19 protein-coding genes are annotated in these 18,967 nt (G+C 41.2%); 9 read left to right on the top strand and 10 right to left on the bottom strand.

Going from position 1 to position 18,967, the window contains the following annotated elements; genetic code table 11:
• Nucleotides 1–55: 55 nt before the first annotated feature.
• The gene (locus IE080_RS09525) at nucleotides 56–1,396 is read left to right on the top strand and encodes a GntP family permease (protein WP_189581260.1); all 1,341 of its coding nucleotides are present in this window, start codon (nucleotides 56–58) and stop codon (nucleotides 1,394–1,396) included.
• 44 nt (nucleotides 1,397–1,440) lie between these two features.
• On the opposite strand, the gene IE080_RS09520 is transcribed toward IE080_RS09525, so the two are convergent.
• Nucleotides 1,441–2,082: a hypothetical protein gene (locus IE080_RS09520; RefSeq protein WP_189581257.1), complete on the bottom strand. Its 642-nt coding sequence runs from the start codon at nucleotides 2,080–2,082 to the stop codon at nucleotides 1,441–1,443.
• A 43-nt stretch (nucleotides 2,083–2,125) separates the two neighbouring features.
• Between IE080_RS09520 and IE080_RS09515 the strand changes: the two genes are divergently transcribed.
• A complete protein-coding gene (locus tag IE080_RS09515) occupies nucleotides 2,126–3,142 on the top strand; it encodes a cyanophycinase (protein ID WP_189581254.1) in 1,017 nt (338 codons plus the stop codon).
• Nucleotides 3,143–3,271: 129 nt separating this feature from the next.
• Here the strand turns inward: IE080_RS09515 and IE080_RS09510 are convergent, their stop codons facing one another.
• The 3 genes from IE080_RS09510 to IE080_RS09500 all read right to left on the bottom strand — a co-directional run bounded on the left by IE080_RS09510 (nucleotide 3,272) and on the right by IE080_RS09500 (nucleotide 6,044).
• Entirely contained in the window at nucleotides 3,272–4,531 is a 1,260-nt protein-coding gene (locus IE080_RS09510; protein WP_189581251.1) for a DUF4934 domain-containing protein, read from the bottom strand.
• Nucleotides 4,532–4,535: 4 nt separating this feature from the next.
• A complete protein-coding gene (locus IE080_RS09505; protein ID WP_189581248.1) occupies nucleotides 4,536–4,754 on the bottom strand; it encodes a hypothetical protein in 219 nt (72 codons plus the stop codon).
• A 222-nt stretch (nucleotides 4,755–4,976) separates the two neighbouring features.
• A complete protein-coding gene (locus tag IE080_RS09500; RefSeq protein WP_189581245.1) occupies nucleotides 4,977–6,044 on the bottom strand; it encodes an App1 family protein phosphatidate phosphatase in 1,068 nt (355 codons plus the stop codon).
• 228 nt (nucleotides 6,045–6,272) lie between these two features.
• On the opposite strand from IE080_RS09500, the gene rlmN reads away from it, so the two are divergent.
• Nucleotides 6,273–7,355 (top strand): dual-specificity RNA methyltransferase RlmN, encoded by a 1,083-nt coding sequence (gene rlmN, locus IE080_RS09495; protein ID WP_189581242.1) that lies wholly within the window; start codon nucleotides 6,273–6,275, stop codon nucleotides 7,353–7,355.
• On the opposite strand, the gene IE080_RS09490 is transcribed toward rlmN, so the two are convergent.
• Nucleotides 7,352–9,868 carry a M1 family aminopeptidase gene (locus IE080_RS09490; RefSeq protein WP_308428165.1) on the bottom strand — a complete coding sequence of 839 codons (2,517 nt, stop codon included), beginning with the start codon at nucleotides 9,866–9,868 and terminating at the stop codon, nucleotides 7,352–7,354. The genes rlmN and IE080_RS09490 overlap by 4 nt on opposite strands.
• A gap of 115 nt (nucleotides 9,869–9,983) precedes the next feature.
• Between IE080_RS09490 and IE080_RS09485 the strand changes: the two genes are divergently transcribed.
• The 5 genes from IE080_RS09485 (at nucleotide 9,984) to IE080_RS09465 (ending at nucleotide 13,670) form a co-directional block, all read left to right on the top strand.
• Nucleotides 9,984–10,478 (top strand): acyl-CoA carboxylase biotin carboxyl carrier protein subunit, encoded by a 495-nt coding sequence (locus IE080_RS09485; RefSeq protein ID WP_189581235.1) that lies wholly within the window; start codon nucleotides 9,984–9,986, stop codon nucleotides 10,476–10,478.
• Nucleotides 10,479–10,574: 96 nt separating this feature from the next.
• On the top strand, nucleotides 10,575–11,285 hold the full coding sequence (gene pyrH, locus IE080_RS09480; protein ID WP_189581232.1) for a UMP kinase: 711 nt from the start codon (nucleotides 10,575–10,577) through the stop codon (nucleotides 11,283–11,285).
• 6 nt (nucleotides 11,286–11,291) lie between these two features.
• Nucleotides 11,292–11,852, top strand: coding sequence for a ribosome recycling factor (frr, locus tag IE080_RS09475; protein ID WP_189581229.1), 561 nt, complete (start codon nucleotides 11,292–11,294; stop codon nucleotides 11,850–11,852).
• Between the two features lie 144 nt (nucleotides 11,853–11,996).
• Nucleotides 11,997–12,728 (top strand): SIMPL domain-containing protein, encoded by a 732-nt coding sequence (locus IE080_RS09470; RefSeq protein ID WP_189581226.1) that lies wholly within the window; start codon nucleotides 11,997–11,999, stop codon nucleotides 12,726–12,728.
• 6 nt (nucleotides 12,729–12,734) lie between these two features.
• Nucleotides 12,735–13,670: a metallophosphoesterase family protein gene (locus IE080_RS09465; RefSeq protein WP_189581223.1), complete on the top strand. Its 936-nt coding sequence runs from the start codon at nucleotides 12,735–12,737 to the stop codon at nucleotides 13,668–13,670.
• A gap of 53 nt (nucleotides 13,671–13,723) precedes the next feature.
• Here IE080_RS09465 and IE080_RS09460 read toward each other — a convergent pair whose 3' ends face one another.
• The 5 genes from IE080_RS09460 to IE080_RS09440 all read right to left on the bottom strand — a co-directional run bounded on the left by IE080_RS09460 (nucleotide 13,724) and on the right by IE080_RS09440 (nucleotide 17,709).
• Nucleotides 13,724–14,527 (bottom strand): anti-sigma factor, encoded by an 804-nt coding sequence (locus IE080_RS09460; protein ID WP_189581220.1) that lies wholly within the window; start codon nucleotides 14,525–14,527, stop codon nucleotides 13,724–13,726.
• Entirely contained in the window at nucleotides 14,527–15,060 is a 534-nt protein-coding gene (locus IE080_RS09455) for an RNA polymerase sigma factor (protein WP_189581217.1), read from the bottom strand. Before IE080_RS09455 ends, IE080_RS09460 begins: the two co-directional genes overlap by 1 nt.
• 93 nt (nucleotides 15,061–15,153) lie before the next feature.
• A complete protein-coding gene (gene lpdA / locus IE080_RS09450) occupies nucleotides 15,154–16,554 on the bottom strand; it encodes a dihydrolipoyl dehydrogenase (RefSeq protein ID WP_189581214.1) in 1,401 nt (466 codons plus the stop codon).
• A 63-nt stretch (nucleotides 16,555–16,617) separates the two neighbouring features.
• Nucleotides 16,618–17,313: a YjjG family noncanonical pyrimidine nucleotidase gene (locus IE080_RS09445; protein WP_189581211.1), complete on the bottom strand. Its 696-nt coding sequence runs from the start codon at nucleotides 17,311–17,313 to the stop codon at nucleotides 16,618–16,620.
• 12 nt (nucleotides 17,314–17,325) lie between these two features.
• Nucleotides 17,326–17,709 (bottom strand): ArsR/SmtB family transcription factor, encoded by a 384-nt coding sequence (locus IE080_RS09440; protein WP_189581208.1) that lies wholly within the window; start codon nucleotides 17,707–17,709, stop codon nucleotides 17,326–17,328.
• Nucleotides 17,710–17,875: 166 nt separating this feature from the next.
• Between IE080_RS09440 and IE080_RS09435 the strand changes: the two genes are divergently transcribed.
• A complete protein-coding gene (locus IE080_RS09435) occupies nucleotides 17,876–18,484 on the top strand; it encodes a carboxypeptidase-like regulatory domain-containing protein (RefSeq protein WP_373295124.1) in 609 nt (202 codons plus the stop codon).
• The last annotated feature ends 483 nt before the right edge of the window (nucleotides 18,485–18,967 follow it).

Raw genomic sequence — 18,967 nt, 5'->3', positions numbered from 1 at the left:
AAAAGATTATTGGGATATTTATGCACCTCGGTAAACAATTCAGACTTATTTCTCAATGGTTGTTTTTCATCTATTTCTATCAATCCTTTGGATAATCTTGGCAACCGCCCGATGGAAAATCCATCCCTTGATTGCATTAGCTGTAGCGGCTGTGTGGGTGGGAGTGGCTGCAGGCATGCATGTTTCTAGTGCCATTGAGGAATTCAGTAAGGGATTTGGAAGTTTGATTGGACAGATTGGGCTGATAATTATTTTAGGTTGTGTTTTTGGTTACCTATTAGAAAAATCTGGGGCAGCCATGAGTCTGGCGCTAAAATTATGGTCCAGCATTGGTAAAAGGTTCCCCGCTTTGAGTACAGGCTTGATGGGTTCGGTGGTCGGAATCCCTGTTTTCTGCGATGCTGGATTTATATTATTGGATCCTGTAGGGAAGAATCTTTCCAAAACCTCCGGAATATCACCCTTGACCTTCAGTCTGTCTTTAGCAGGAGGACTCTACCTTTCACATATACTTATCCCTCCCACACCTGGGCCTTTGGCTGTGGCGGGCATGATGCAGATGGAGCAACAATTAGGAGTAGTGTTGCTTTTGGGAATACTTCTGATGATCCCTGTTCTGCTTGTGGTGGCCTGGTGGGCTAAGCGTTTTGCCAATCAAAAATTACATGAGCAACTTCCTGAAAAAGCTACTGCTAATACACCCACTGCGACACCAATACCCTCATTCTTTTGGTCAGCTTCTGTAATATCCCTACCACTACTACTGATTGCCATCGGGAATCTACATTCCCTGATAACCAATGAAGCACTTGGGCAAGTATTAAAAACTGCTGGCAATCCCTTCCTAGCGATCAGCTGTGGATTGGCATTGGGCTTTTGGAAATTAAAAGCTCCTGATGGGAGTAATTTAATGCGGATTGCTTTTGAAAAAGGAATAGTCACCGCTGGACCAATACTTGTATTAACCGGTTCCGGTGCTGGCTTTGGAACCATTTTAAAACAAATTGGTTTGCAGGAAATCCTTCAATCCTGGAACATGCAGCCCTCTTCACTTTTTGGATGGATTTTATTGGCCTTTGGAATAAGTGCTTTTTTGAAGACAGCACAGGGTTCCAGTACCTCCGCGATGATTATTTCCGCTTCTCTGCTCATTAGTATGCTGCCGGCAGAAACTGGTTTTTCAGCTATGCAAACGGGTTTATTGATAAGTGCCATTGGTGCGGGAGCCATGAGTGTATCCCATGCCAATGACTCTTATTTTTGGATTGTAAAGGAGTTTACAGGACTGAGTGTTGCTGAGGCACTGAGAAGTTATACCCTGCTCACCTTTTTGATGGGAGTAAGCGCTTTAGGCATGATAGTAGTGCTCGCGTGGTTAATAAACTTATTTTACTAGTACCAGACTTGGCAGGTTTTTAAAATCTGCCAGGTCTGGACTGATTAGATACACTTCATCTTTTTCCCAAGATGAATCGCTCCTTTTCTTACCGATTTTTGCAGGACCATGGACATGGAGGATAAGTTTAGGGAATACATATCCTCATCATTGCCACTTGGAATCGGAATACCGGATGCTGTAGTCTGGGATTCGAACTCATAAACTTTGACATCCTGCTGCGTATCCCACACGATGAATCGCACTTTGACCACATTACTATTAGAGATTTGTGGACTCACGTAATAAGGATCCGAGCCCTTTCTTCCCAAATCCTCCTGTTCATAGGCCAAACCACCTTCATTCTTCCATCCCACGATATCCACTTGGATAAACCACTGCCTTTTTAGCTCTGAAAAAAACCGGTAAAATTGATCCGGATCATCCACATCCTTGATGCCTGCTGCGAGCATTTCATATTCCAAATCAGGGGCGGTTTCTACATTACCAAAACCCGCTTTCTTCAATTCCTCTTGAATGATTCCCTCCAATTTGACTGCCTCATTGAAGCCTATATCCTGAAAAGGAGCCAATACCACTCCATCTGTTGGTTCAAAACAAGCTCGAGATGGACCGATTGGGAAGATTTTGGATTGAACACAGGAAGAAAAAATCAATAGCAGAACTAATACCGGAAAATATTTCATAGGTCAAATTTAATTGGCACATTTGAGATTCAAACTATAAACCATGGGAAATATTATACGCTTTGTCATTAGTTTTTTTATGCTTTGTGGAACAGCTGCATGCCAATCCACTGAGCATGCGGAAGAATCCAATCCCTTTTCATTGGGTAGGGTTGGCAACAAGCAGGATGTCCATACAGCTTCCGAAGGAGGCCTTGTACTAATGGGTGGAGGAAGTGATGTAGATGCTGCTATGCAATGGATGATCGAGCGCTCAGGTGGTGGGGACTTTTTGATTATACGAGCCTCCGGAGGGGATGGCTACAATAGCTACATTCAAAATCTTGGCTCCGTAAACTCGGTAGAGACCCTTCTTATTCGAAATAAAAATGCTGCCAATGATCCCCGTGTTTATGAAACTATCCGGAAAGCAGAGGCTCTTTTTATTGCAGGAGGGGATCAGTCTGTATACCTTGAGGCTTGGGAAGGAACTGAAACAGAAAAGGCTATCCACTATTTGATTCATGAGAAGAAAGTCCCTATCGGTGGAACAAGTGCTGGCTGTGCGATTATGGGAGAATTTGTGTATACGGGTGAAAACGGAAGCATCATCAGTACGGAAGCATTGAGCAATCCCTTTGATTCACGATTGACAGTAAGAAAATCCTCCTTAATCAATCACCCCTTACTGCCTAATCTGATTACTGATCAGCACTTTACGGAAAGAGGAAGAGAAGGCCGCTTAGTTTCCTTTATAGCACGCCTCAAAAGCCCTAGTCAAACTGTGGCTTTGCGGGGAATTGCTGTGGATGAGCGCACAGCTCTTTGTGTAGCATCTTCCGGAGAAGCCATGGCCCTAGGCTCGGGTGGAGTAACGCTGCTAGAGGAACACCAACCCGAAAAATTCCCCGAAAGACTCCAAGCAGGTCAATCCCTGCATTGGAGATTAGATAATCAGGTTCTCCGCTACCGTCGTCTATCCCAAGCCACTAACGAAGAACTTGTAAATATTCTTCATTGGAACATCCCTTGGTCAGAACAATTTTGGCATGTAGATAATGGGCAGCTGCGAATGCAGTAGGCGGGGTATTAATACTGATGCCTTATCGGCTATTCATGCAAATGTTAGAAGAAATAGAAAAACTGTTTTTAACGTTGAAAAAAGACCCCTACAACAGTTGAATAAACTTTAATTGAATTAAACTCCCCCCTATTGAAGTGTCATAATTGCAAGGATTGGAGTTTCAATATCATCAACTGTCCTTATCAACCGTTCCAGTTCATCAGAATGTAGTTTTTTCTCTTTGAGCAGAGCAATGTATGATTCTACATCGGATTTTTTTATCCTTGGCAGCTCAATATGGGCAATACATGTATTCCCTTGACAAGACCAAGGAAGACTGAATGAAAGTAAGCCCGGAACATCAAATTTTATTGCAGTTCCATGAAGTGTGCGACCCGTCAATCTATCATGAAAAATGAACAAGGGATTTCCTTTACTTCGACTAAATTCCACTCCTATCCACTTTTCAGTCACGAAATGCCGTCCAAAAGAATAAAACTTTTGGTCCTTTTTTCTTTCTTCGATAAAACTCGGTCCTATCGATTGATATTCTTTTGCGGTAAGACCTTTATTTCCCAGATCAATTGTAATCAATGTTTCAAATGAATTAGTCTCATTGTCCCAGCGATAAATTTCAGGATGAAACCGAAGCATGGCTGTGATGATTCCTGAATTATTTCTGGTAACATCCCTTGGCGTAAAATCTGTTGCATGGTGGTTAAACAAGGGCGAAGAAAATTTTAAAAAATGTTCACCACCCTGATCCCACACCACGATATCGCCATCATCTAAACTTAGAAAATGCCCATTAGGATTATCAATGTTTGAAAATAACCATTTTTTATCCCCAATTTTTCGAAACGTGGATACCCTCAAAGGCACTTTCCATTCTTCAATTAGGCTCCATTGATGTGAATAATGATGAAATTTAGCGCCCCAATTATCATAGATGTACACTCCATCGGCATCTACATCAAAATCTGATATTGATTGCAACTCATTTGGCCCATTACCTGTAGGGGTTATTGCCTTAATAAATTCGCCTTTGCGGCCGAAAACTTGGAGTGAATTGTGTACATATCGGTCAAGCATGTAAATAAGGGAATCATTGAAAATAATTTTATCAATATCCCCAATTAAAAAGTGGGGGCTCTCATCTAATTGGACCAGTTTCACCCCTGCAAGCAGTTCCGACAGAGCAATCGACTGATTCAAATCGGCCCCAGAGAGGTCAATTGCAATAGAATGATTTTCAAGCAAGGGAATGTCATTGACATTTGAATCATCGGTCACCCAGTCAAAGAGCGTATTTCTGCTATGTTGCGATCGCTGATTTGTGCAGGAAATCATAAAAATGGTAGCCCCAAAGGCTAGGGCTACCATTTGGACAAATGTAGTATTCCTCATAGTTTTAATAACAAACACCGGTGAAACACCAGGAATCTCCACTTACACATTGGGTTTTTGTACCAATCCATTCATCACCAATCTCCACCTCAACAGGGCCTAAACTAGCTTTGATTTTGTAAGATGCTGTACATTCAATTGTTTGACCCTTCCACCACCAAGCATTGGCATCAATTGACCCCAGCAACACAAGAGCAAAAGTTACTGACATTATTTTTTTCATGAAATTATTGATTTATGTTCTTTGCAACATGCGGGAGAACTTGACCCATTAAGAACACCTATCCTTAACGTTTCAAAAAAAAAAACGAATACTCCAACGGTTAAACACTTTTTTTATTTTTTTTCTCAATTATACTTATTCGCAGCAATATTCATGACATATTAATAAATTTTACTTACCTGCTGCAAGCAAGTTCCTGGCAAAAGAACATCAATCGCCCTCCTACCGAATCCAAGAATTGAGGCGGGCGTGGGAAAGGGCTTGCGCGGTGTTGTGAATAAGAATCATCTCAACACCTAAGGCTAACATTTCCTTGGCGATGTTTTCCATCAATTCCTCCCGCTTTTCGGATACGCTTCGGATATATACGGCTTTTACTCTTCCAGGATAGTCCTTGATGACTTGGAGGTAAATCTCTGCATCGTGCTGTCCACTATCGCCAATCAAAATAAAAGGGAGTTCTTTCTCCACTTCAAAAATCTTTTCCACTTGTCTCAACTTATGCTCCCAATGGCTGCCTGCAATAAACTGTTCTCTCGAAAGACCCAAATCCCGCAGCATTAGAGGTCCTTTTGGAATTTGATGGGCATCCAAAAACTCCATCAAAAAATCATACAAATTCCAAGGCGAACTCGACACATAAAAAAAGGGATTGGAGTCTAAACCATCCATCCCTCGATGCAAAGCCTGATAAAACTCAGCAACTCCCTCGAAGGGCAATCGGGTGTGCGCATTCCCAAAAAAGGTGGTCTTCACCATTTCCCACAATCGTGTGGCTCCCGTAGGCACGATGGTGTCATCGATATCAGAAATCACTCCAAAATCACAGGCTTCATACGGTATAAACACAGGGTTGTACACTTGGACCAAAGGAGCATCTTTCAGTGGATTATCTAATAAAGTGAGCTCCACCTGATTCCAAAAATGTGTGAGCTTCCAACCGCCTGCCTTTGAAAGATGCACCTCAAAATACCCTTCGTCATCGGAAATTACTGTAACTTCTTCTCCTTGAAACCTCGCCTGAATCTGTAAACCTGGTATTTCCCAACTAGCAAAACGCTTGTACATATTTACAAAGTTTCTCCATTTGCTGTCCTCAATGGTCGAGATGCCAATTCCTCGATCCCGAAGCACCCGCCCCACAAAAAAAATCTCCTGAGCATTCCCAAAGCCTTTATAAGGCATGAGTTGAATCGACTGAATCAATCTCAACTTCAACCCTAGAAAGACCTTGATCGAAGAAAGTTTACTTTTTATGCCGTAAAGTATGGTCAAAAGAATTTTTTTCATTTACAAGTAGCAATGGGAAAGCTAGTCTACATAAATTTAATGTATACAACAAGTAGGAATAGCGTATAATTTCAGCAAACTATGAAAGTGTTTGATTTTCTATTTGAACAAAGTTTTTACATTACTACCAACACCTTACGAATTTGATTAATACAGAACCCCTGAACACTTCCTCATTTCTTCTCTAGAAATAAGCGTGCTCCCCTTCCTTTTTCTTACCTTTGCCGCATGGAGCAAAGTAAAAAAGACATCCGTAAATTTTCTCTTCAACAATTAGAAGAGTTTTTTGTAACACAGGGAGATAAAAAATTCCGAGCCAAGCAGGTCTATGACTGGCTTTGGAATAAGTCTTTGAAAAACTTTGATGACATGAGCAATATCTCCAAGGAGACCCGGGAGATGCTCAAAGACAATTTTTCTATCAACCATGTCAAAGTGGATTTGATGCAGCACTCCACAGATGGCACCATCAAAAATGCCGTAAAGCTGCACGATGGCAAGATTGTCGAATCCGTGTTGATTCCAACTACCAAACGTATCACTGCTTGTGTATCTTCCCAAGTAGGCTGTAGTCTGGACTGCAACTTTTGTGCAACGGCCCGCTTGAAACGCATGCGTAATCTGAATCCGGATGAAATCTATGACCAAGTGGTTGCGATCAAAGAAGAGGCTGAGACTTATTTCAATCGTCCTTTGACCAACATTGTATTCATGGGAATGGGTGAACCGCTCTTGAATTATGCCAATGTAGTGGATGCCATCGATAAGATTACGTCACCTGAAGGTTTGGGAATGGCCCCGAGAAGGATTACCCTATCCACCGTAGGCATCCCAAAAATGATCCGAAAAATGGCTGATGATGAAGTAAAGTTCAACTTAGCCATATCCCTGCATTCCGCAATCAATGAGACGAGAAGTAGATTAATGCCCATCAATGATGTCAATCCATTGGAAGATTTGGCAGATTCCTTGCGCTATTGGTATCAGAAAACCAAACGGAAAGTCACCTACGAATACGTCATTTGGGATGGCATCAATGACGATGAGGCACATGCCAAAGCATTGGCCAAATTCTGTAAAATCATCCCTTCCAAAGTCAATATCATCCAGTACAACCCGATTGACGAAGGAGAATTCCGTCAGGCCAAGCAGGAGGCTGTGGACATGTATATCCGTATCTTGGAAGGACAGGGCATCATCGCCAAAGTCCGTAAGTCCAGAGGACAGGATATCGATGCTGCCTGCGGTCAGCTAGCCAATAAGAATGAAGTCGCCGAACTGGAAGGCAATATCCCTTTGAAGAAATCCTAATCCAAGTATTGCATAAGGAAATACTCTTGGTAACGTTTGACGGACTCATCAGTCTCCGCATCATACATTTGCTTTAGGCTATCCAAGACTCCTGGCTGATCTACAAATCCGAATAAGGCAGAGAAGGCAGCAATTTTGATATAAAAAGGCTCCTCACTCTTGGCGATTTTAGTCAATCGCTCAATGGCTTTTTCCATGCCTTCTTCAGGAAGTTTGGTGAAATACTCCCCATAATATCCTATAAAGTAATACAAAGACCTGCGATTATAGGCATCCAATCGCTCGTGAAACCAATCCCCTTTCCCGAGTAGAGATTCCTGAATAAAATACTCAGCTAAAGCAACAGTCATTCGGATGTTTGGATCGGACGTATACCGCTCGGCAATTTCTTTTCTATTTGAATTCGTTTCTTCCACCAAGTAAGTTCCTAGTGCTGCCGCAGCGACGTAATAGGAAGGGTCATTCATCCAGCGAAGCATGGCAGGTGCATATTTTTCTCCATCCAGCATCCCCAACAATTCTATCGCTGCCAATCGAACGGTATTTTGTGGATCCTGCTCCGCAAGTTCATAGATTTTCTCTTCAAGTCCTGCCGGAACTAAAGTGGGTGCTTTGGCAAAATACATAATTGCCAGTTCCCTATTAGCCCAAAATGTATCGTCCAAGGTATTCGCCGCCAAAGAAGGTAATCTTAATTCATTAGGAAAATAAGTCATCAGACTATCCAAGGCTTCATAACGGGCGATTGCAAACTCAGACTCTTGCAATTGTTTGATGAAAAATTCCTTCGGCCTGTTGGTGACGGTTTTTTTCAACAAGACTTTTTCCTCATCCAAGTATAGCTGATTGACAGGAACGCTATTTTCAATGGCAAACTGCTGAAATGCTTTATCCAATACTAAATCCTTTTCAAATCGCTTACCCTCATGATACCAGCTAACTTTGAAAGGAATCCGGTAAAGGGGTGTAGTTGTCAGGTCTTGAGTTTGTCGGATAGTCAATAATAAGTTATCAGGAATGGAGTAATCCACCTCATAAGCAAGTGTTGGATGTCCAGAGGCTAAAAACCAAGGATTAAAAAACCAATTGAGATCCATACCAGTCACTTCTTCAAAAGCTAATCTCAGATCATGGACCTCCACTGCGGAGTATGCATGCTTGGTCAAATAATGTTTGAGTGAGGCAAAAAAGGCTCGATCACCCAAATGCCTGCGAAGCATGTGAAGGATTCTCCCCCCCTTAGCATAGGAATGATTATCAAACATATCCTCGGGATCATCATAATAGAAACGAATCAGATCCTCCTGTTTTTGCTCTGCTTCTCCAAAATACTTCTCCATTTCTGCTATATGATGCATATTCGCTTCATCTCTGCCTAGCTTGTATTCATACCACAGATATTCAGAATAATTAGCGAAAGCTTCATTGAGGGTCAGATTAGCCCAGGACTCTGTGGTAACCAGATTTCCAAACCATTGATGAAAGAGTTCATGTGCAATAATCCCATCCCACTCACTATCAATGGCTTCACGAGGAGTAAGATTCAAGTCTTCCATAAAAATGGATAAGGTAGTATTTTCCATAGCTCCAGACACAAAATCCCTTACTACCACTTGATTGTATTGTTGCCAAGGATAGTCCACACCCAACAAATTGGAGAAAAAACCAATCATTTCCGGAGTATTTTTAAAAACTTCTTTAGCTCCTTCCTGAAAAGCAGGCTCCACATAATAGTTCACGGGCAAACCCTTCCATTCATCTTGAATTTCCACAAATTCACCTACAGCAATGGCTGCCAGATACGGTGCGTGTGGCTTATCCATCAACCAATGATCTGTTCGGGTGCTATCCTGATGCAACTCCGAACTCAGCAAAACGCCATTGCTTAGTGTCCTGTATTTTTCAGGGACACGCAATTTAATTTCCTGAGTCATGCGCTGATTTGGGCTATCAAAGGTTGGAAACCATTTGGAATTGTGGGCAGTTTCTCCTTGTGTCCATATCTGGGTGGGTTTTGCTTCTTCTCCTGTGGGGTTGATAAAATACAAGCCTTTGGTGTCTGTGATAGCTCTACTGCCTGCTGCATTATTTTCGTTGGGATTGGCTGTGTAGTTGATTTTCAATCGCAAGGTATCTGTATCATGGAATACCCGAGGCAAATAAGCCGTGAGCTCATTGTCTTTGTACAGATAATTCAAAGGTAGTGCCCCTCCTATTTCCAACAAGTCCACTCGATGAATATCAAAATCTTTAGCATCCAAAACCACTTCTTTTTGTTCAAAGAAATAGGGCTTCATTACCAGTTCGGCTGAGCCCAATACTTGTTGGGTAGAAAAATCAAAACGCAAATCCAACGCTGTATGCAAGATATCAAAATATCGGGTATCTGTTGCCCGGTAATCCGCTACCTTAGATTCCCATTCTCTCGCAAGCAAAGAGGAGGTCCTTGGTACCAATTGCTCATTTACTCCAAGTTGGATTACAGAATCCTCAGTTTGTATATCAGTTTTCACAGATTTACAAGAAGCTATAGAAAATAAGCAGAAGATTAGTAAAAGCAGGGAATATTGAGATTTCATGAAAATATTTTTTGAAGATTAATTGTATATTTAACGCAAAATAACCGAAATGTACTCAGTAACTATCAAAAATAACGCCTTTGACCTTGAGAAAGGTACAAAAGGAATCAGTTTGGAAGGAAATTTAGTTGATTTTGATATCGAAAAGGTTGACGATCGATTTTTTAAAGTCTCCAACAACGGTTCAACCCACACATTGGAGCTTGTCAGCATCGAAGAAAGTACCAAAACCATCAAAGTAAAACTCAATAATAAACCTGCCGACATTTTGATCAAGGATAAATTTGATCGTTTGATTGAAAAATTGGGGATAAATATGAATCAAGGTTCAGCTGCTAAAGATATCAAAGCTCCAATGCCAGGTTTGATTTTTGACATCAAAGTTGCGGAGGGTGATACGGTGAAAAAAGGTGACCCTGTATTGATTTTGGAAGCCATGAAAATGGAAAATATTTTGAAATCTCCAGGCGATGGTGTCATCAAACAGATCAAAATCAAAAAGGGTGACAGCGTAGAGAAAAATCAAATTCTCATTCAATTTTAGGGAATCCCTTTCCATATCTGTAGCTTAGCTTATATCTTTGTCCAATTTCCAAGACAAAAAGCAGGTTACCTGATTACGTACAAAAACACCAAAACAATGAAATACAAACGGATATTACTGAAACTCAGCGGTGAAGCGCTGATGGGAGAGAAAAACTACGGCATCGACCCCAACAGGCTTGACCAATACGCACAAGAAATCAAGAAAATCAAAGAACTGGGCGTAGAGGTTGCCATCGTTATCGGAGGAGGTAATATTTTTAGAGGTGTTCAGGCTGAAAACACTGGCATCGATAGAGTTCAGGGAGATTATATGGGCATGCTGGCTACCCTTATCAATGCTATGGCTTTGCAAAGTGCTTTGGAGCAGAATGGCATGTTCACCCGTCTGATGTCCGGTATCAAAGTAGAGAGTGTGTGTGAGCCTTTTATCAGAAGAAGAGCTATCCGCCATTTAGAAAAAGGAAGAATTGTAATTTTCGGCGCAGGAATTGGTAACCCATATTTTACTACGGACTCTACCGCAAGTTTAAGAGCGATTGAAGTAGAAGCAGATGTAGTCCTGAAGGGCACTAGAGTAGATGGTGTCTACACAGCAGATCCTGAAAAAGATAAAACAGCAACCAAATACGACAACCTTTCCTTCCAAGAGGCCTACGAAAAAAACCTCAATATCATGGATATGACAGCCTTTACGCTCTGTCAGGAAAACAATTTGCCAATTGTTGTATTTGATATGAATAAACCCGGTAACCTCAAGAAATTGATTGAAGGTGAAATTATCGGGACGCTAATCACAACCAATTAATATCTCATGGAAGAAATCAAATTATATCTAGACGAAGCTAAAGAACTCATGCAGAAAGCAGTAGACCATACTGCTAGCGAATTGGTAAAAATACGTGCGGGTAAAGCAATGCCTAACTTATTGGATGGCATCATGGTCTCCTATTATGGGGCGCCTACTCCCTTGGCGCAGGTAGCTTCTGTAAATACTCCGGATGCCCGTACCTTGACTATCAAGCCTTGGGAACGCACACTGATCGGTGAAATTGAAAAGTCTATTATCAACTCAGACTTAGGCCTTGCTCCTCAAAACAATGGAGAAATCATCATTTTGACGATTCCACCATTAACAGAAGAGCGAAGAAGAAACCTGGTAAAACAAGCCAAACAAGAGTGTGAAACAGGTAAAATTTCCATCCGTTCGGTAAGAAAAGATATCAATGAGGGTCTTCGCAAACTTCAAAAAGACGGAGCATCAGAAGACGATGTCAAAAGAGCTGAGGACACTGTACAAAAGCTAACAGACCAATATTCTGCAAAAATCGACGAATTGTTGGTGAAAAAAGAAGCCGATATCATGACTGTATAAGTCTATCAAGATAGTCTAATTACTCAAAAATGGCTGGTTTACGACAAATCAGCCATTTTTATTTTCATCTTTTATGAGCTGTGGAAACTAGCGATTCCTAGACTTTTTCCGTAACTTCCATGAAATTTTCCAGCATATACTCCTATGAAAAAACATGTATCCGCGGTCATTTTTGCAATTGCAATCATCGTAGCAGCAGCCCTCTTGGGAAATGCCATCATCAACCGAAATAAAAAATCCGGCACTGTGGATGTGACGGGACTTGGACAAAAAAACTTCACCTCTGATTTGGTCGTGTGGGAAGGAAATTTTAGCCGGGACAATGTGGATATCAAAATAGCCTATGCTGATTTGGAGAGGGACAGAAAGGAGGTATTGGCCTATTTGGTAGCTAAAGGTATTCCTAAGGAAAATATCATTTTTCAAGCAGTAAGTACTATCCCGCAATACAGACAAAACTACAGCAGCTCGGGGAATTACATGGGACAGACTTTTTTGGGTTATGAACTCAACCAAACCTTGCAAGTAGAATCCAAGGAGGTGGAAAAAGTAGAACAGATCAGCCGAGAAATAACCGAACTCCTACTTCAGGGTGTGAAATTCTATTCTCAAGCTCCGCGTTTTTACTACACTGAATTGGAGAGTTTGAAAATCGAAATGATCTCCCGTGCTACCGAAGACGCCCGTATTCGTGCCGAAAAAACCGCCGAAAACTCGGGCGCCCGATTAGGAAAGCTATTCTCTGCCAATATGGGTATTTTCCAGATTACAGGCTTAAATTCCACAGAAGATTATTCTTGGGGAGGGACTTTTAATACATCTTCTAAAGAAAAAACAGCCTCCATTACCATGCGGTTGAGTTATGCGGTCAAGTAAACTCTCATGAAAAAATCAGCCACCCGAAGAAGCGTACTAAAAAAACTTGGAATTGGAACAGCAGGTTCTGTAATGCTATCTACGGCAGCTCATGGAATCCCTTCCAGCAATGATATCGAGCCTATTTTACGAATTGCACATTTGACTGACATGCATCTTCAACCTGGGGAAGTTTCAGAAGCTGGAGTAAGGAAGTGTTTAGATCAAATTTTACGAGACGAAAAACCCATAGATTTCTTCATCAATGGAGGTGATTTGATTATGGATGCCTTAAGGGAAGATGAAGCAACTACAGAAGCCCAATGGGCAGTTTGGAGAGCTATTAAAAAAGACTATCCTCAATTGAAGTTTTATCATTGTTTGGGAAACCATGATGTCTGGGGAAAGACTCCCGTTCAAGAGCCTTACCCAGGAAAAGCTTGGGCGTTACGGGAACATGGGTTGGACCGACCTTATTATTCGTTTTCAGAAAAAGGGTGGCATTTTATTGTGCTGGATAGTACCCAACAAAAACCCGACGGCACATGGTATACTGCCAAACTTGACCTAGCTCAGCGCAACTGGCTTGAACAAACATTACAAGATATCCCATCAGAGGAGCCTATTTTGATTGTGTCACACATTCCAATTTTGGGAGCGACCCCGTTTTTAGATGGAGATAATGCTGAATCAGGTGACTGGGTAGTTCCAGGTGCTTGGATGCACATCGATGCCAAATCCCTTATCAACTTATTTTATAAACATAAAAATATCAAATCCTGCATTTCGGGACATATTCACCTCGTTGAAAGCTTAAAGTATCACGACATCATGTATCATTGCAGTGGCGCTGTTTGTGGCAATTGGTGGAAAGATGAACCTTACGAGCTTACGGATAGAGGATATGCGATTATGGAGTTGTTTGCGAATGGAGAGCATAATTACATTTACGTTAATTTTTAAACCAAAAAAGCCAGTTTTGCTAACTGGCTTTTTTTGATTTAACTTTTCTGAGTTTACCCCACATTTCCAATTACCACCAGCTTTTCTAAGGTAGGGCTTTCACTACCGCCTTTAGGCTCTATGGTTATTGCAAAAGCTCCTGCGGCCAATACGGATTCCATTTGTTGCAAAGAATATGCTTGGCCCGGATTTACTAATCCAATTCCTATCGGACCTGCATCACCGATTGCCCATAATTGATAATCCAAATCTTCCGAAAGTGAGGCTAACTGATTGACAGAAACAAAGACCTTTGCAGCCGATTGATCCCACCAAACATCAACTTTAGCCTCTTTTTGGATTTCAAAAGGCTCACCTTTCATAGGGATTTTAGTGAAATTGCCCGTCAGTAATACGTCTAATTGAGTTTCCGTCTGCTCATAGTTTACCTTGTATTGATTCAAATCTTCTACAAGGACGGCCTTTTCATCCAAAAGCGCCATAAAACGCTGATCCAAACTAAAGTACTGACTAGCAAAATAAACCGCTACCGCTGAAGCAAAAACCGCTGCAATACTTGCGGCAACAAAGTAGGTCTTCCAAGGTTGCATAGGAATTATTTTGGTTTCAGCTTGTTCGGCGGCGCCCAAAACTTCTCTTTCCCAAGTTGCCATTACCTTGGATTTCAAACCAGCAGATGGAGCTTTGCCTGTTTGGTTATCCAACTGGAAAAAAGCATCCTCAATTTGATTGAGCTCTTCCCTGATTTCAGGATACCTTGCAGCCATTTCCAACACCTCGGCTTCTTCCCGTTCACTCAACTCTCCTAACACAAAGAGTTCGAGTTTTCCAGATGCTATGTATGATTGAATGTCCACTATATTTTATCTAATTTCTTTTTTAATACGACTAAGGCTGCTCTGATACGGGACTTAACGGTCCCCAAAGGTATGTCAAATTCCTCTGAAATCTCTGAGTGCGTGTATCCTTTAAAGTACATACACTCGATCACAAAACGCTGCTCCAAATTGAGATGATCCATCAGTTCCTTGACACCTATACCATCGGTAAATGCTACCGTACCTTCGGTGCCCTCCAATCCATATACGTAGTCATCTATGGTATTGGTCTTACTGTCTTGTGAAAACTCTTTGGATCTCGTGCGATCAATGGCTGCATTACGGCAAATATTGGCCATCCACGTATACAATCGGCCTTTTGACTCATCATAGGAATCAACCTTTTTGGTAATCTTGATAAAGGCATCATGAAAAACCTCCTCCGCTATCTCCTGATCGGTAATGATCCGGCTGATGACTGTAAACAAGGCCCTAGAATAATTCTCATACAGGTAATCGACCGTTTTTCGGTCTTTTGCCCGTAAACCTGCTATTAGTTCTTTTTCTTCCAATGGTTAGAATATTTGGGAAATCCCTTATAAAATAAAAACACAAGGTCAATTGTTTAACCTTGTGTTTCGAATGTAAGAAAATTTATTCAATAATTATAAGTGAATCACTTCATCGTATGCAGCCGCTGCAGCTTCCATCACTGCCTCAGACATGGTTGGATGCGGATGAACAGTCTTAATCAACTCATGACCAGTAGTTTCCAGTTTACGGATAGCTACAATCTCAGCAATCATCTCCGTCACATTGGCACCAATCATGTGTGCTCCTAGCAACTCACCGTATTTGGCATCGAAAATCAATTTCACGAAACCATCTTTAGCACCTGCCGCAGATGCCTTACCTGATGCCGAGAATGGGAATTTACCCACCTTCACGTCATAACCTGCTTCTTTTGCTTTTGCTTCCGTATACCCAACTGAGGCGATTTCCGGAATACAATAGGTACATCCTGGGATGTTATTATAATCCAAAGCTTCGGGGTGATGACCGGCAATTTTCTCCACGCAGATGATGCCTTCTGCTGAGGCTACGTGTGCTAATGCTGGACCTGAAGTCACATCACCAATTGCATAATAACCCGGCATATTGGTTTTGTAATATTCGTCTACCTTGATTTTACCTTTCTCTACCAAGATACCGACATCTTCCAAACCAATGTTCTCAATGTTGGAAACAACACCTACAGCAGATAGTACTACATCACACTCCAACACCGATTCGTTTCCTTTTTTATCTTTAACAGTAACTTTACAGCCTTTACCTTTGGTATCTACAGCCGTCACTTCGGTTGAAGTCATGATTTTTACACCATTCTTCTTGTAGATTTTCTCCAAAGCTTTAGATACTTCCTCGTCCTCATTCGGAACAATCCTGTCCATAAACTCAACGATTGTCACCTCTGTACCAATAGAGCTATACACATAGGCAAACTCCACTCCAATAGCACCGGAACCTACGACAATCATTTTGCTAGGCTTCTCTTCCAAAGTCATTGCCTTGCGGTAACCCACGATCTTTTTATCGTCGATTTTCAATGCTGGCAACTCTCTTGCACGCCCACCTGTTGCGATGATGATATGGTCTGCGGAATAAACCGTCTTTTTACCATCCTTATCAGCAACCTCTATCTTTTTACCAGGCTGAACTTTACCCCATCCCAACAATTGGTCGATTTTATTTTTCTTCATCAAGAACTGAATGCCTTTGGACATACCAGCAGCCACATCACGGCTTCTTTTGATCATGCCTCCAAAGTCAACCTCAGCACCGCTTACCTTGATACCGTAGTCTTCGGAGTGATTGATATATTCAAACACCTGTGCACTTTTGATCAAAGCTTTGGTTGGGATACAGCCCCAGTTCAAACAGATACCGCCCAATTCAGCAGCCTCTACTATCGCTATTTTCAAGCCCAATTGTGCTGCACGGATTGCTGCTACATACCCCCCAGGACCAGACCCTACTACAATTACATCATATTTTGTTGAAGACATATTCTTAATGTTTGATTTTCAAATAAGCTACGCAAAAATAAGGCTTTTGGTCATACAAAAAAATTAAAGAATCCCTTCCAACTCCTTTAAATGACGAATGGTATACGTGGGATTATATTCAATTCCTTTCTCATAAGGATCAAAATACACGGAATCCACATTGGCTCGAATAGCTCCCAAAATATCTGAATTAGGGTTATCCCCGATCATAATCGTATCTGTATGTCGAATCCCTAATTGATCCAAAGCATATTGAAAAATCCGCGGATCAGGCTTTTTATGACCAGTTGTTTCGGAAGTGATCACCAAATCAAAATAAGGACTCAGTCCCGAAGCTTCCATTTTTTTAAATTGACTTTCATTGAATCCATTGGAAATGATGTGCAAGCCATAGTGAGGTTTCAGGTATTCCAAGATTTCAAAAGCATAAGGCAATAAATGATTTTTGCTCGAGGTGCGATGCATAAAATCCGCTTCCATCGCTGGAGTAGCCCAAACATCATCAAGGCCTGCATGCTGGAAAATCAATTTAAAACGTGTTTCTCTTAAGCCTTTTTTATCAATTTTACCCACATCATACATGGCCCACAACTTAAAATTAACGGCGTAGAATGCTTGGATAAAGTCCTGAGCAGAGGCAAAGCCTGACTCGATTAATTGATAAACTTCATAAAGCTCGCTGAGAGATTCCTGAACATTGCGATCGTAGTCCCAAAGGGTATGGTCCAGATCAAAGAGGATATGGGTGTATTTTTTCAAGAAAAAGAACGGTTATCTTCTGTATGGATTATTTTGGATTTTGTTTTTGGCCAACTCCCGGTTGGAATCCAATATTTTGTAAACCTCCTGATCTCGGATGAGGTTCACATCTTTTTGAATAAATGTAAAAATCTGACCGATGATCTCTTGTGCCTCATCCAAAATGTAGTAAAAAATCCACTGATCGACCCTCCTGCTTCCGACTAAGCCTGCGTTTTTCAAATAACCTAGGTGTCTGCTAGTCTTGGTTTGAGTGAAATCGAGAATATGCTCTAAATCCGAAATTGAAAGCTCTTTATTTTCCAGTAATAGATGCAAAATCCGAACCCTCGCTTCTTCAGAAAGGGCTTTAAAAATTCGCATTCCATAACTCAAACTGATGTTTTTGAGGCGCATTTGTAACTTTTAACCAATTTTTATGGTATGAAATTAAGGAATAGAATGTAAATTGAGCTAATATTATGGGAAATTTAGCTGAAAGGCTAAAACCTATTTTCAACGAAAGAATTAATACACATTGAGAGTACATATTTACCATATCATTACCCTTGTATTTTTTGGACTGTTGCTAAGCCAGTCGCAGGAAGCACATGCGCAAACAAAAGAGGAGCGAAAAGTTATACAGCTCTCGGGGATAATCTTAAATTCAGACAGTACAGATGCCGTACCTGGCGTAAACGTATATGTTCCAAAAAAGGGACGTGGTACCAGTTCTGGTAGATATGGTTATTTCTCTTTACCTGTTTTGGAAGGTGATAGCGTGATTTTCTCTTTTATAGGTTTACAAAAACAAACATTCAAAGTTCCTGAGAAGCTAGAGGATGATAAGATATCACTTATCTTAACCATGCAAGTAGACGAAATCGCACTTGCTGAAATCGAGGTCATGCCTTTCCCAACGGAAGACGAATTTAAACGTCAAATTCTAGCCATGAACTATGAAGCCCCGATGGCCATAGACACAAGGGGTAATATGAGTTCGGAAACCCTACTCCGATGGGCTGAAAATATGCCAGCTTCCGGGAATGAAAACATGCGCTACTTCCGACAAAACCAAGTCATGCAGATCCAGGACCGCTACGGACCGAGACCGTTTACACTGCTTGACCCATTTGCCTGGAACAAATTCATCCAATCCATCAAGAGAGGGGATTTGAAGAAGAGAGATTAGTAGAGAGGCGAGAGTTTAGAAGCGAGAAGCTAGAAGCTAGAAGCAAGAGCCAAGAATCAAGAGTGAACTCGCAGAATACACTGAGAACGCAGAAAAATTCAGATTGAAAATTTGTGTCCAAAAAGACATATTACATTCAGATTGTTGACTCCATCAATTGCCCTATATTTTTAACATGGGAAAATCGGAGTATATCTAAATTCATATATGTGGGTTTTAACCACCTACCATGGAATGTCAGCAAACACGCAAATCACCGGAATATATCTTTGAAAACTGTAAAGATTGGGATTTATCCCTCTAAATAGAAGCAGTTTCAGGACGAGACAAAAACATTCTGCAAATCTCTGGACAACTTTTTCCGTTGCAATCGTTGCGCTTAATCGTAGCATACGTTGCGTGCACCATTGTCTCTCGAAAAGATAAGTGATCTTAACTGATTAGGCACAGATTTTAAAAAACTGTTGACCAATAACTTTTAAC

It is taken from the genome of Mongoliitalea lutea (genome assembly GCF_014652135.1).
Lineage (GTDB): Bacteria > Bacteroidota > Bacteroidia > Cytophagales > Cyclobacteriaceae > Mongoliitalea > Mongoliitalea lutea.
Note: the sequence above shows the minus strand (reverse complement) of the source record. Positions and strands in the feature narration are given on the sequence as shown.

Bases quoted from the DNA above. Each gene is read 5' to 3' on its own strand.
- IE080_RS09525 (WP_189581260.1), top strand. From the start codon at position 56: ATGGTTGTTTTTCATCTATTTCTATCAATCCTTTGGATAATCTTGGCA.
- IE080_RS09520 (WP_189581257.1), bottom strand. From the start codon at position 2,082: ATGAAATATTTTCCGGTATTAGTTCTGCTATTGATTTTTTCTTCCTGT.
- IE080_RS09515 (WP_189581254.1), top strand. From the start codon at position 2,126: ATGGGAAATATTATACGCTTTGTCATTAGTTTTTTTATGCTTTGTGGA.
- IE080_RS09510 (WP_189581251.1), bottom strand. From the start codon at position 4,531: ATGAGGAATACTACATTTGTCCAAATGGTAGCCCTAGCCTTTGGGGCT.
- IE080_RS09505 (WP_189581248.1), bottom strand. From the start codon at position 4,754: ATGAAAAAAATAATGTCAGTAACTTTTGCTCTTGTGTTGCTGGGGTCA.
- IE080_RS09500 (WP_189581245.1), bottom strand. From the start codon at position 6,044: ATGAAAAAAATTCTTTTGACCATACTTTACGGCATAAAAAGTAAACTT.
- rlmN (WP_189581242.1), top strand. From the start codon at position 6,273: ATGGAGCAAAGTAAAAAAGACATCCGTAAATTTTCTCTTCAACAATTA.
- IE080_RS09485 (WP_189581235.1), top strand. From the start codon at position 9,984: ATGTACTCAGTAACTATCAAAAATAACGCCTTTGACCTTGAGAAAGGT.
- pyrH (WP_189581232.1), top strand. From the start codon at position 10,575: ATGAAATACAAACGGATATTACTGAAACTCAGCGGTGAAGCGCTGATG.
- frr (WP_189581229.1), top strand. From the start codon at position 11,292: ATGGAAGAAATCAAATTATATCTAGACGAAGCTAAAGAACTCATGCAG.
- IE080_RS09470 (WP_189581226.1), top strand. From the start codon at position 11,997: ATGAAAAAACATGTATCCGCGGTCATTTTTGCAATTGCAATCATCGTA.
- IE080_RS09465 (WP_189581223.1), top strand. From the start codon at position 12,735: ATGAAAAAATCAGCCACCCGAAGAAGCGTACTAAAAAAACTTGGAATT.
- lpdA (WP_189581214.1), bottom strand. From the start codon at position 16,554: ATGTCTTCAACAAAATATGATGTAATTGTAGTAGGGTCTGGTCCTGGG.
- IE080_RS09440 (WP_189581208.1), bottom strand. From the start codon at position 17,709: ATGCGCCTCAAAAACATCAGTTTGAGTTATGGAATGCGAATTTTTAAA.